This window comes from Pseudomonadota bacterium (assembly GCA_039028935.1).
Lineage (GTDB): Bacteria > Pseudomonadota > Gammaproteobacteria > Steroidobacterales > SZUA-146 > SZUA-146.
This window is the reverse complement of the sequence record JBCCHD010000008.1, coordinates 1-13878: the sequence shown is the minus strand read 5'-3', so window position 1 is coordinate 13878 and position 13878 is coordinate 1. Positions and strand designations below refer to the sequence as shown.

Annotated in this window: 9 protein-coding genes; 5 read left to right on the top strand and 4 right to left on the bottom strand. The window is 53.3% G+C overall.

Annotated features, from left to right (window positions below):
* Positions 1–4: 4 nt before the first annotated feature.
* Together AAF465_05605 and ppnN are read left to right on the top strand one after the other, a co-directional pair.
* Entirely contained in the window at positions 5–904 is a 900-nt protein-coding gene (locus AAF465_05605; GenBank protein ID MEM7082189.1) for a 3'-5' exonuclease, read from the top strand.
* A 68-nt stretch (positions 905–972) separates the two neighbouring features.
* Positions 973–2334, top strand: coding sequence for a nucleotide 5'-monophosphate nucleosidase PpnN (ppnN, locus tag AAF465_05600; GenBank protein MEM7082188.1), 1362 nt, complete (start codon positions 973–975; stop codon positions 2332–2334).
* A 55-nt stretch (positions 2335–2389) separates the two neighbouring features.
* Here ppnN and AAF465_05595 read toward each other — a convergent pair whose 3' ends face one another.
* The 4 genes from AAF465_05595 to AAF465_05580 form a co-directional block, all read right to left on the bottom strand.
* The gene (locus tag AAF465_05595) at positions 2390–2641 is read right to left on the bottom strand and encodes a tetratricopeptide repeat protein (GenBank protein MEM7082187.1); all 252 of its coding nucleotides are present in this window, start codon (positions 2639–2641) and stop codon (positions 2390–2392) included.
* A 313-nt stretch (positions 2642–2954) separates the two neighbouring features.
* The gene (locus AAF465_05590; GenBank protein ID MEM7082186.1) at positions 2955–4241 is read right to left on the bottom strand and encodes a citrate synthase; all 1287 of its coding nucleotides are present in this window, start codon (positions 4239–4241) and stop codon (positions 2955–2957) included.
* Positions 4242–4630: 389 nt separating this feature from the next.
* Positions 4631–5302: a cyclic nucleotide-binding domain-containing protein gene (locus AAF465_05585; GenBank protein MEM7082185.1), complete on the bottom strand. Its 672-nt coding sequence runs from the start codon at positions 5300–5302 to the stop codon at positions 4631–4633.
* A gap of 14 nt (positions 5303–5316) precedes the next feature.
* Positions 5317–5514, bottom strand: a complete 198-nt coding sequence (locus AAF465_05580) for a hypothetical protein (protein MEM7082184.1) — start codon at positions 5512–5514, stop codon at positions 5317–5319.
* Between the two features lie 90 nt (positions 5515–5604).
* On the opposite strand from AAF465_05580, the gene AAF465_05575 reads away from it, so the two are divergent.
* The 3 genes from AAF465_05575 to AAF465_05565 form a co-directional block, all read left to right on the top strand.
* Positions 5605–6639 (top strand): DUF3187 family protein, encoded by a 1035-nt coding sequence (locus AAF465_05575; protein MEM7082183.1) that lies wholly within the window; start codon positions 5605–5607, stop codon positions 6637–6639.
* Positions 6640–6842: 203 nt separating this feature from the next.
* On the top strand, positions 6843–10871 hold the full coding sequence (locus tag AAF465_05570) for an ATP-binding protein (protein MEM7082182.1): 4029 nt from the start codon (positions 6843–6845) through the stop codon (positions 10869–10871).
* 438 nt (positions 10872–11309) lie between these two features.
* A partial coding sequence (locus AAF465_05565) for a hypothetical protein (GenBank protein MEM7082181.1) occupies positions 11310–13878 on the top strand: 2569 nt, incomplete at its 3' end.

Below are 13878 nucleotides of genomic sequence, written 5' to 3'. Positions count from 1 at the left end.
CGCGATGGCAGACTTTGCTCACGCCGATCCGGCCGAATTAGCACGCGCCCTGGCGACCCACGACGACTATCGCGTCGTCAAGCGCTACCAAAAACCCGATCAGTATGCGCCGCTTCCGGACAATCGCGAAGCCGTGAAAACCGGCATCTACCTCGATGTCGAAACAACCGGGTTCGATCACGGTGCCGATCATATCATCGAACTTGCCATGGTGAAGTTCTCGTTCTCCAGTGACGGTACCCTGTACCGACTGGGTGATGAGTATGACGAACTTAATGATCCTGGCGTGCCCATTCCTGCAGAAATCACGCGCATTACCGGCATCACCGACGAGATGGTGAACGGTGAGTCGTTTGACGCGCAGGTAATCGAAGCGTTTATTCAAGACGCCTCCATCATTGTGGCGCACAACGCCGGCTTTGATCGAAAGTTTGTCGAGGCTAGCTTCCCGTTTTTCGCCAACAAGGCCTGGGCCTGTTCGGTCGCACAAATCGATTGGCGCGAGGCAGGCTTTGAAAGTGCAAAACTGGAATACTTGGCCTATCGACAAGGGTTTTTCTACAGTGGTCATCGGGCGGTGACCGATTGCCTGGCAGGGATTCATGTTTTGAGCTATACGCTCGATGATCAGCCGGCGCTGGCGGAACTACTCAATACCGCACGCCGCAAAGGCTTTCGACTGTGGGCAGCCAATGCGCCATTTGAAAGCAAAGACGTTTTGAAGTCGCGCGGCTACCGTTGGAATAGCGGCGCCGATGGTCGCCCCAAAGCGTGGTACAAAGATTTGGGCGACACCGAACTCGACGAGGAACAGGCGTTTTTGGAATCTAACGTGTACGGCGGCCAACGTTCGTTACCGGTCGATACAATCAACGCGTTTAACCGCTTTTCAGCACGAATTTAGACGCGAGCCGAAGCGGCGTAACTGCTACTATTAAGGGCTGGCTAGAGTACTTAACACGGAGCACCTATATGAGCGGCATTGACGCACGCGTATCCCCGGTGGGCAGCCTGGAACTGCTCTCGCAAACGGAAACCAGCATTCTCACCGACGGCGCCGACACGCGTCTCTATGCGTTGTTTCGCCAGTGCTGCCTGGCTGTCTTAAACAGTGGCGCCGAAGAAGACGACGCCAAATCGATGCTCGCGAAACACGAACAGTTCGATATTCAGCTCGAACAACAAGAGCGTGGTTTAAAGCTGGTGCTCAAAAATGCACCCGAGTCCGCGTTTGTCGATGGCGAAATAATCAAAGGCATGCAAGAAAACCTGTTTTCCGTCTTGCGCGACATCGTGTTTGTCGACCAGGAAATTCTCAAGTCCGATCGTTTCGACTTATCGAATCCCGACGACATCACCAACGCCGTTTTCCATATTTTGCGCCGTGCCGGTGCCCTCAAGCCCGGACAAGCCCTCGACATGGTGGTCTGCTGGGGCGGACACTCCATCAGCCGCACCGAGTATGACTACACCAAAGCGGTGGGTTACCAATTTGGTTTGCGCGGCCTCAATGTGATCACCGGCTGCGGACCGGGCGCGATGAAAGGCCCTATGAAAGGCGCCACCATTGGCCATGCCAAACAGCGTATGGGCAGCGGTCGTTACATCGGTATCTCCGAACCCGGCATTATCGCCGCCGAGGCACCGAATCCGATTGTTAATAATCTGGTGATCATGCCCGACATCGAAAAACGACTGGAGGCCTTTGTGCGGACCGGTCATGGCGTTACAGTGTTTCCCGGTGGCGCGGGCACAGCCGAAGAAATTCTTTATCTTCTCGGCATCAAACTGCACCCCGACAATCGCAATATGCCACTGCCGTTTATCTGGACTGGCCCAAAAAGTTCGGCCGACTATTTTCGACAGCTCGATGAATTTATCAGCCAGACCCTCGGCCCCGAAGCACAGCAGCTCTACACCATCATCATTGATGATCCCGCTCGAGTCGCGGTGGAAATGAAGCAAGGATTTGAGCAAGTGCGGGCATTTCGTCGGGACAACAGTGACGCGTTTTATTACAACTGGGTCATGCAGATCGACCCCGATTTCCAGATGCCGTTCGAACCGACTCATGAAAACATGTCGCAACTGAACATCTCATTGGGGCAACCGGTTCATGAACTCGCCGCCAATCTGCGACGGGTGTTTTCCGGCATCGTCGCCGGCAACGTCAAAGAACAGGGCATCACCGCTATCGAAGAACATGGCCCTTTCCAGATAAGCGGCGATAAGCGCATTATGCGCATGCTCGATGAATTGCTCAGTGCCTTTGCCGATGCGGGCCGGATGAAACTACACGGCGACTACACGCCGTGCTACCACGTCATCACCTGACGGCGGCAGTTCGGCGCGTCATCACCCTGTAACGTGTCGACTTCGACTCGTCCGATTAGGATACCGACACGCGACTGTCCGCCGACAGCGCATCGCGTGTTTGGTCGTGTTGAATCGCAAGTTTAAGATACGGTATCGCTTCTTGAGGAAGCCCCTGAGCCAGACGCACCTTACCCAGCCGTCGCAAGAGCTCGGGATGATAAGGATTACTCTCCAGGCTGGTTTCCAACACTGTGGCAGCACTGTCGAGCATGTCCCAGGCCAGTAATCGGTCCGTAATTGATATGGCGCGGTTTACGTCGTTCATAATGATCACCCTGATCATGGTTATGTCAAGGTTAGTGTGGCGCAGGCACACCGGCAGCGCCGTGACATAATTCACATAACTTACTGAATCAAGGGGGTAAAGTGTGACGTGACGCACACTTTTAGTCCGCGGCCGGTTGGGCGCGGTCGTTGGTCGCATTCAAGACAGTGGGGGGCCAAACGCCTGAGGCAAGGTAGCCACAAACATCGTCTGACACACCGCGATCGGCGATGTGGATGAACCGCGACGCTAACGCACGGCGTCGACGAGCGTGCATCGACCGCCCCACTGAATCCGCCGCGTCTTGGGGCGACTACCGCTCGTCGATGGTCGGTACGTCGCGCTTGGCTTCGCCCGTGTAGAGCTGACGTGGACGGCCGATACGCATTTTACCCGACACCATTTCCTGCCAGTGCGCAATCCACCCCACCGCCCGTCCGATAGCAAACATCACGGTGAGCATCTCCAGCGGAATATTGAGTGCCCGATAAATAATGCCGGAATAAAAATCGACGTTGGGGTACAAACCGCGCTTCACAAAGTACTCATCGACCAACGCAATTTCTTCGAGCTTCATGGCAAGCTCCATGCGTGGGTCGTTGCCATATTTGGCCAACACCTCGTGAGCGATCCGTTTGATAATGCGTGCTCGGGGATCAAAATTCTTGTACACACGGTGCCCGAAGCCCATCAGTCGGAAACTGTCGTTTTTGTCTTTGGCCTTTGCGATGTACTGATCGATTCGCGACACGTCGCCAATTTCATCGAGCATTCTCAGCACCGCTTCGTTCGCACCGCCGTGTGCCGGTCCCCACAGACAGGCTGTGCCGGCGGCGATGGCACCAAATGGGTTGGTCCCCGACGAACCAGCCAGGCGCACGGTAGAGGTCGAGGCGTTTTGCTCGTGGTCGGCGTGCAGCGTAAACAGCACATCGAGAGCTTTTTCGGCCACTGGATCGACCTCGTAATCCTCAGCTGGCACGGCGTACATCATGTGTAGCAGATTGCCGGTGTAGCTCAACTCGTTGCGCGGGTACATAAACGGCTGACCAATGGAATGCTTGTAGGCCGCCGCTGCAATAGTCGGCATTTTGGCGATGATGCGCTGAGCGGTGACCATGCGCTGCTGCGGGTCATGGATATCGAGCGAATCGTGGTAGAACGCCGACAGTGAGCCGACCACACCGGTCATCATGGCCATCGGATGGGCATCGTGATGAAAGCCGTCGAAAAATCGACGCAACCCTTCGTTGATCATGGTGTGCGTGCGAATGGTATGGTCGAAGTTTAGCTTTTCCTCTTTATTCGGCAGTTCGCCGTTGAGCAACAGATAACACACTTCTAAGTAATCGCACTTTTCGGCAAGCTGTTCGATCGGGTAGCCACGATACTGCAACAGACCGGCACCGCCATCGAGGTAGGTAATTTTGCTTTCGCAGCTCGCGGTCGCGACAAAACCCGGATCCAGCGTAAAGTGTCCGAAGCCTTTATTAAGATTACCAATGTCGATGACCGGCGTACCGGTGGTGCCTTCGCGCGTGGGAAGCTGAATGCTCTCGCCGGTGGTATCGTGAGTAATCGTTACGCTGGAATCAGCCATGGGCGGTCCTTTTCTGACATCGTGTTTGCAAGGGTCGCGGAGTCGGACAGACTCGGCGCATCGGCCGGCTAGGATAAACGTTTTCCGGCCTAAATTCAGGACACGCCCCGCGCGGGCTCGCACGGGCGCAGATCTCGACGCTTCAAGCCACTTTAAATGCTTGTTTTTGAATGTGATTTAACGTTTGGGTCGACACGCATTTTGACTGAGCGTGATGCGTAGCGGTGTTCTTCGACCGAAAGCGCTCATTTTTTCCGCAAAGCAGCATCGATATCAAGACCGCTCAGAGACTCTTCGGTGTCATCCACCACGTATAGCAGTTCGACATCCAGTACGGAGACCAATAACGGTTGGGACGGTGCCCGATCCGGGTCGTCGGATTAGCGCGTTTAGACCACCAGCTGCGGTTCGCGAACGGGTCGTTCTTTGAATTCACCCCAGACGATGATGCCCTTGTCGATCGTAATAAGGCCCTGGGACTGCAGAAGCTTGAGCACCCGTGAAATCATTTCGCGTGAACACCCGACGATCCGGGCGAGCTGTGGCTGCGTGTATTTCAACCGTCGACCACCCTCGATATCCACCGCATCGGGTTCTTCGGCAAGCTCTAAGAGCACTTTGGCCACACGCCCTGACACACCGAGAAAGGCGAGATTTCCCACCCGGGCGTTGGTGCGACCCAGGCGCACCGCAAGCTGGGTGGCCAATTCGAAAACCAGTGACGTGTTGGTCTTGGAAAATTCGCTAAACTGTTCATACGTCAATTCGGCGACCACGCTATCTCGCCGTGAACGTACCCACGCCGAGCGTTCGGCTTTTTGATTGAAATAGCCCATCTCACCAAAGAAGTGACCTTCGTTCAGAAAGGCGAGAACGAGCTCTTTGCCCTCCTCGGTTTCCATCACCACTTCCACAGACCCTTTAACCAGGTAGTGTATGGTGCGTGGCTCTTCATCGGCCGCCAGAATCGTCTGACCTTTGGTGAATCGGCGAATGCGCGCTCGTTCCAGAAACTGCTGCAAGTCGGCGCGATCAATGCGTTGCTGGGGAGGGCTCTGCATGGGAACTCCAGGAATTAGTGAAGGGGTGAAAATTGAATGAGATGAAGCTCATCCACATCGACATCAAAATTCTGAGCGAGCATACGTCGGGCGTCTTCGGCGCCAAACGCGGGTTGTGACGAGCGATTGAATTGCACGACGCCGGAAAACTCGCCAAAACCGGTGCCTTCAAATTCGGTTAACACAAAGTGTGTGTAATACTTACTGTCCATGCGCGCATTTTACGATTGCCCTTAAGGGATACCGTGAGCGGGTCCTCAGTTTTTCGCTTGTCATAATTCGCACTTTATAAACGGCAACGTATGACCACATCCCTTAGCACTCGCAATCCCAAGCAAACAACAGTTAGGCTGTTTTTTGTTTTTTCCATAACGCTCCTGAGCACCGTCTGCACGGCACAGAACACCACCGCACCACTGACACTCAATAACCGCACACCCTTCACTCAGATTTTTATGGCACCGATTGCGCCAGACCTCGCGCTTTCACCAACGTCTCGTCAACTGTCCACCCAATTTGATTTGACCTCACACTCTCTGATTCAAAGCAATGACATCGAGCAACTTGAAATCGACGGCGAGACGTATCGTTTGGCAATCCAGGCATCCGCACGAATCCGCCCACGATTGATTGTGCACGCCGAAGCACCCTTCTTCCTCCACGGTGCCGGGTTTATAGATCGCTTTATTGATGACTGGCATGCGCTCACTCAGTTACCGGAAGGCGAACGGCCCCGTCAACCGCAAGATGCACTGTTGTTTGGCTATCGAAACAACGACGAATTTTTCCTCGTCGACCGACAGCAACAGGGTATCGGAGACCTACAATTTGCCGCCGCCTATCAGCTACAAGGAATGCGAAGTAGCTCTCCCGAAGGTATATCTCCAACAACATGGCTGCAGATTGCGATAAAACTACCAACAGGACGGTATCGAGCATTGACTGGCAGCGAAGCAGTCGATATTGGGGTATCCATTCATCACACGCGCCATGTGCCGACTGAAAACCGATCGTGGTCGTTTAATGCGGATGTGTTTTTCTTACACGTGGGTGACACACCCCAACTCAGCGCACGTCGTTTTCAGTGGCAAACCAATCTGCGTGCTGCACTGAACCTAACCGATACGCTTGCCCCGGAAGCGCAGCTTCGTTATCGAAGTGCAGCGTATAACAGCAATATCCCCGCCCTTGGCGATGCCTCGCTTAGCCTTGATGCTGGTGTGTATCTGACTAGACCCAACGGCGTTTGGCGATTCGGCATCAGCGAGGACCTCAACGTCGATTCAGCACCCGATATCACGTTCTACGCGCACTTCTCGCGTCGGTACGGACACTAACAATCCGATGGAAAATCAACCAAAACCACATAAAGCCGACGTATAAAACGGGTGAGGGGACATCAATCGTGCAAGTAACCGCTCGGTTTTGTCGCGCCTAATAATGGTATGACCGACACAAGCCTGTAATATGATCACTCCCAGCTTGGGACTGGGTCGTTATCGCCCGAGCGTTGCGCACACGAAAAAAAGAAGAACAAACCATGCTAGAAACACGCTGGCCTTACAATTTGCCACGAGTTGCCGGTCTCCCCATCGCGCTTACCGCCATGGCGATTTCTCAGTATTGCGCCCCCATCCACGCCCATGAATATCAACAAGTCGGGTTGCCGCTCGCTCATGTATTCAGCCCCACTGAGCATGGCGGACACAATCAGAACTGGCATGCACTCCAGGCCCGCAATGGTCGTATCTATATCGGCCATACATCGGGGCTTAGCGAGTGGGATGGTGAAGCGTGGCGAAACTACTCGACCGCCCAAGGCACGGCAATACGGTCGTTAAGCCAATGGTCTGATGATCGTCTGTATCTTGGCACTACCAATGACATTGGGTTTTTCTATGCCGACCGCACCAATGAGTTGCAATACAAGTCGCTGCTGGATGACTGGTCTCACGAAGAAAAACAGTTTGGAGAAGTATGGGCGACCGCTGCCAATCAGCATGGTGTTGTGTTCATTACTGATACGGCCATTTTCCATTGGAATGGCGATACGCTTTCAATTATTGAAAATGCCACGCCCGGTCGACATCGGATTTTCGCTTTGGAAGACCGCTTTGTCTACAAAGAACATGACACAGAGAACCTAATTGACATACGTATCTCCACGGCGGGCACAGCCACCCACTTTGCCGTAACACCAACTTCCCTTCGCATCCCCGGATACACGCGCTTACGTAACGTCTTAGTTAATCGCGAGGGGAAACTAGTCGCGGTAACAGAGGATGCAGGCATCTACGTACAAGAGTCTGACCGCCTCGTCCAACGCACATCTGCCGAACAGTTTGGCGAACAAGTGGCGATCCACAACGCAATTCAGGCGCAGGATGGCTACTACTATATCGCCTCACTCTACGACGGACTATTCATACTCAATGAGTCATTCGAGTTACTTCGGCAATACGACGCTGACCACAACATCGCCATCAACACCGTGTTTTCCGTCATGGAGGATCGACAGCAAAATATCTGGCTAGCCGGTATTCCAAATGTGGTGAAAATGTTGCCACCGCATCGCTATAGCATGTTCAAGGCAGGCACCGTTTCAACCGAAATCCTTCGCGTCAAGCCGTATGGAGACTCTGTCATGGCGGTGGGTAACGGTTTATTTGTACTGGAGGCTGCCAATGCGCAAGCACCGCCCTCGTTTCGTCAAATCACACAGAGTAACGACAGTTATTTGGATACCGTTCGCTACAGCGGTCTCTTTTTGTACAGCGGATTAGGTGGGGTTTATTCGCCGAATTCGACCGAACCGTCTACCAGCGATACGCCCATCTTGAAGGCAGGACTCGCCCGCACTATGCGAATCGACCCTAATTCAGACGAGTTGTTTGTGGGTACCAGCGATGGACTGTTTCGCATCACCTCAGACGATGGAAAACTGCGTTCAGACTATATTGACGGCACCGCCGACCACATTCAGTCCATCGAATTCGATGCGGAAGGTGCGTTGTGGATGGGGACGTCAACACAAGAACTCTATCGCCTATCACGTGCCCAACTTGCCGCAAACCCAAGAACGATCGATGAGTTTGGTGCAGAACAAGGCATCCGACCAGGCAGCGTCTGGCCTTTCCGACTCGATAATCGCATGCTGTTTATGACATCCGGGGGGCTACTCGAAAAAGCCCCCACACCACAACATGCACTTCAACCGGCTACTGGATTCCCTCAAGAGTTTGCGGCCGAGGATGCCAACATACGTTTTTTATATAGCGATAAGATTCAGTCGGAACTCAGCCCACGTCTTTGGTATCAGGTCGACCAGCAGCGCGGGTATCTACGCCAGGGAGATCGGGATAATTGGATTGCCCACAATGAAGTTTTTGGCTCATTGGACCCATTACCGATTTCCGACATGTACGTGAACGACAAGAATGTGGCGTGGGTGGTGCTCGACAAAGGCGACATCTATCGCTTAGACGTCCAGCTAGCCGAGTCACTACCGCCTCTTGGGCTCCTAAATATCCACTCGATTGTGGACGCCAAGAGCAACGCCCGATTGCAAAAATCGTCTGCTGAAAAGTTGGATTCGGCCATTCATCCAGACGACAGTTCACTGCGCATCAGTTATGCATTGGCCGACAATACAACCATCGGTCGTACCGAGTACCGTCATCGGCTTCTTGGCACCAACCAAGACTTTTGGTCGGAGTGGACGCGCGAAACGTATAAAGACCTGACAAGCCTTGAGGGGGTTGATTATCTTTTCGAGGTAGAAGCGCGGGATGCCTGGCATCGCGCTAGTCGCGCCACGATGAGCTTTTCGGTGTTGCCGTACTGGTACGAGACCAAATCCGCCAAAATCCTTCTGATCTTATTCGGATTTTGCTTGTTGCTCGTTTCCGGTTGGCTGGGGCAGCGCTTGCGAACCCGTCACCTGTTAGCGAGAAACCTTGAACTCGAACAAGTGGTCACCCTGCGTACGCGCGACGTTCAGTCCAAGGTCGAGCAGCTTCGTCAACAGCAAATATTAAAGGATCGATTCTTCAATAACGTATCCCATGAGTTTCGCACACCACTGACCTTGACGATCGGCCCTCTGGAAACGATCGTTTCAGAGCATGCCCGCGAGCTACAGCAACCCGTCAAACACCTTGCATCGGCCGCACTTGAGAACTCCAAAAAAATGCTGGCAATGGTTGGGCAAGTATTGGATATGAACCGATTGGAAGCAGGGCAACTTACGCTCAGAGTGGCTTTGCACGACGTTAGCGAATTGGTTCGATCGGTGCAGCCTCGTTTTACCGACTGGGCGCAACAACACGATCAAACCATCGCGCTGAAGAACTGCGAAGACCCATTGGAACTGTGGTTTGACCGCGACCAGTTAGATAGCTGCCTGGCCAATCTCTTGTCCAATGCAATCAAATACAGCGGTAACGGCAGTCAAATTGTGCTGAACATCGTAATGCAGACTGACCGCGTCGGCATACGCGTTGAGGATGACGGCGTGGGCTTAGCGCAAAACGCGCAACACAAAGTGTTCGAACGCTTTTATCAAGAGAAGGCCTCCGAGCGCATCACACACCCGGGAACCGGTATCGGCCTAGCGATAGTAAAAGAAATTATGGAGCTGCACTCGGGTAGTGTGGAACTCACTTCCGAACCCGGCCAAGGCTGCTGTTTCACGCTGTGGCTACGACGGGGTAATGACCACTTCGACTCTGTGCAACTAACGGAACCGCTGCCGAATGACGGAAAGGAAACCTACCCCACCACTCACGCCCTGGCCACACAAGGATTGGACGACGACGATAAAACTACGCTATTGATTATTGATGACAACGCTGAGCTAATTAATTTTATTAGTCTAAGACTGGCTCAGAACTATCGAATTTTGCGTGCCAAAAATGGACAGGAGGGCTACTCGGTGGCCTGCGATGCGCTGCCCGATTTAATTGTCTCAGACGTTTCAATGCCCGGCTTGTCGGGTTTAGACCTGGTTAAAAAACTAAAAAGTACCGCAGCAACTGAAGCGATACCGGTTATCCTCCTTACCGCCAAAGCCACCAAACGAGAAACCGTCGAGGGATTTGCCAGTGGCGCCGACGACTATATTACCAAGCCCTTCGACACGTCGGAGCTCGTCATGCGCGTAAACGCGCAAATAAACGCCAGAAAAAAAATCCGCGAAACAATTGAGCTTGAACAGAGTATCAACGCGATTGGTCAGGGCGCGAAACCAACGTTTTTACAACGGTTGAACGAAACAATCGAGGCGCACTTGGGCGACGCCGAACTCAATGTCCAACTGCTGTCCGATAAACTGCACATGAGCCGCGACACACTAACGCGACGATGCAAAGACGAGCTGGCCACAACACCGCTTGCCCATATCAATACAATTCGCATGCACCATGCGTCAGTCTTGCTGAAGCGCGATAGGCTCAGTGTGTCGGAAATAGCGTACGGTGTGGGTTTTCAAAGCCTCGCCTACTTTTCGCGGCGATTTAAGCAATATTCAGGCTACAGTCCAAGCAAATATGCCGCAGCGCAAAAACATTAACTCGCTCTTGCCCTAGCGCCACCCCAACGCCGACCCGACATCCGGCTTCGCGTCGACACGTCCTCTGGACGTTGCCAACCACCAATCTCCTGAAATTTCTCAGCATTTGCATGATTTGTGCAACCTTCTGCGCCAAATGTGCAAACCCGGAAGAGTCTTAAGCACTAGGCTGATTCTGTACGCGAATAGTGCGCGACAAACGGACATTCAACTGGAAGTTCGGTCATACAACGGCAGTCTGGAAGCCACTTCTTCCTCATCAACCGCTACGGCGGCTATCGACCGGACCAATGAGCTGAACTGACGCTTGCCAAGTGAACCGTTGCGGCGCGCCGCAACGGAATGGCCGAAAAAAGCCATACGCCGACGTCGCGAGCCTGACCACTGAAACAATTCATCCGCGCTCAAGGCGCTGAAAAAAATAAATGGGAGAATATCGTGCGTAATAAATTAACTTGGGTATACAGTCTACTTACCGTTTCGTTTCTTTACGGCTGCGGCGGCGGTGGCGGCGGTAGCAGCCCTGAACCGATCGTGGCCATTTCGCCGCCACAACCGATCCAGCTGACTGTTATCGGAAGCGTGGCAACCGACACTGTAAGCGGTGCGGACGTTCGACTCTTCAAGTTCGAATCAGACGGAACGCAAACCGAAATTGATACGGATCTTGACACCACAGCTAGCACGACCGATGACACTGGACACTATCGCCTGATAATCGGTGAGAACGCGCTCGGCGCACAAACAGGTCCGCTGGTCTTGGCGATTTTTGATGGCACGATGCTAGGCCGAGCAGCGCCGAGTTTAGAAGCCATCATTGCCGATCCCGCACAGTTTGCTGGCGGCAACGAGACCATCACGCTCAATCTGACCCCTGCCAGCACCGTCGCCGCAGCGATGCTGCGCATTAACTCATTAGAAAGCATGCTGGCACCGACAGCGGTTGACGCAAATGTCCTTTTACAGAAAGTTGAACAAGAACTTGGCATCAGCTTTGATGACGATCCGGGCGATTCGATGTCGTCGATCGCGATGTTCAACCGAGATATTGTCGAAAATTTGAACTTGAACGCGGAAGACTCGCCCGGCAATGCGAATGACGCGGTGAATGAGCTCATTGACTATTTTGTGCAAAACCTGCGTTCGTCCTCGGCAAAACTCGACAATTTGATGCGCGATACCGACACCGGTCTGAGCGTCGAAGCCAGCTTCGATCAGCCAAATACTCGCTTGCTATCCGCGCGGGTTCCGGGTGGTCCATCGTCCTTTCGGTTTGCACACATCAGCCTAGACAAAGCTCAGATTGAAAATGACGGACTCGATACCGCCTTTATTACGTCCAGGCTAACCGATGCAACAGGTCGTCCGGTGGCCGACGGTAGTCTGGTCATGGTGGAAAACACAGAGGGCCGAATCGTCATTTCCGACAACATGCCCTCTACAACCGACGGCGAATCAAAAGCCAATATCAGCAGCGTTTATTCCGGACCGTCGCAGATCAAGGTGAGTCACCAAGTAAACAGGGCCCCATCCGCTACTGAAGACGAATCATCAACGACGAATGAACCGACGTTCGTGATGAATGAAGGATTGCTTATCAATTTTGATGTCGTTAACAATGATCCCGACACGCCTGACCTCGAAAAGCCACAAATCGTTAGCGCCGGCGCCACCACCAATACGGAAATTCTGGTGACCTTTTCCGAACCGATGAGAGGTGGCATCAACAGTGCTGAAAACGCTCGACACTATCGCATCCGCTCGATTGATGATCGTTCGGAGACCAAAGGCATCACCGTCAACGACACAGACGCGCCGAAGCGCGCCGAAGTTGTTGTGGTCGATGCCAAGCTGATTCTGCCGGAACGGCAAACAGTCCGCCTAACAACCTTGTCGATGTCCGACCTCCAGTACGAACTATCCGTTACGGCGATGACCGACTTGCAGGGTAATCCGATGGCACCACCTCAAAGCGACTTTCCCAATCCTAGCTCTGCTACGTTTCAGGGCCGCGGACCCAGCGGTGATACCGTGGTTGATACAGACAACGATGGACTCAGTGACAGCGATGAGCTTAGGGGCTGGACCGTCACAACCATTACGGCCGCAGGTGTCGTTCAAACAGTGACGGTAACCTCCGACCCAACGATCGCCGATACGGACGGCGATGGCGTATCGGATGCCGAGGAATTCCATGGTGGTCTTGACCCACGCTCTGCCGACAGCGATGGCGACACACTGACGGACGATCAGGAATGGAACTTTATATTCAGTGATGGATTAAACCAAGACTCAGACGGCGATGGATTGCAGGATGGTTTCGAATTCAACGTGTTAAAGACTTCTCCGAATTTGGCTGATACCGATGGCGATCAAATTTCAGACCCAGAAGAAGTGGCCGCTGGCAACCGAAATCCGCTTGTCGCTGATCTGCCCAGCCCGCGCATCAACATTGGTAATGTGAACCTGCAATTGGATACGCGCTTCACGTTTACCGATGAGTCCGGCATGCTCGTCACCGAAAACAAGACAACCGAAACCACCATTACACGCAGTGAAGACGAATCCTTCTCGAGCAGCAATGAAACCTCAACGAAAAGCACGCTCGAGGCGAGTCAAGAGCTGACCGGAACCTATAACTCAGGCTCAGAATCAGGCCAATTCCCGGGTTACTCAGTTTCACTCGCTTTGGGCTCTCAACAAGGCTCTGAGCAAGGCAACACATTTTCCGCTGGCGAACAGTCAAGCCGTGCGTCGGAAGAGGCTTATCATGACTCGTTAACGACCTCGACTGAGCGCGATATTCGCGAGTCTATTACACGCGAAATCGTCGATGCTGTGGTTAAAGTCGACGTGTCTGTTGACAATGCGGGCGACATCCCATTCACCGTTAGCAATCTGGAATTGTCGGCACAAACTCAAGATCCTCTGGATCGCCGCCGCATCATTCCAGTGGCGTCTTTGGTACCGGAAAACGAACGCCTGGAGTCGATCAACATAGGCGCCT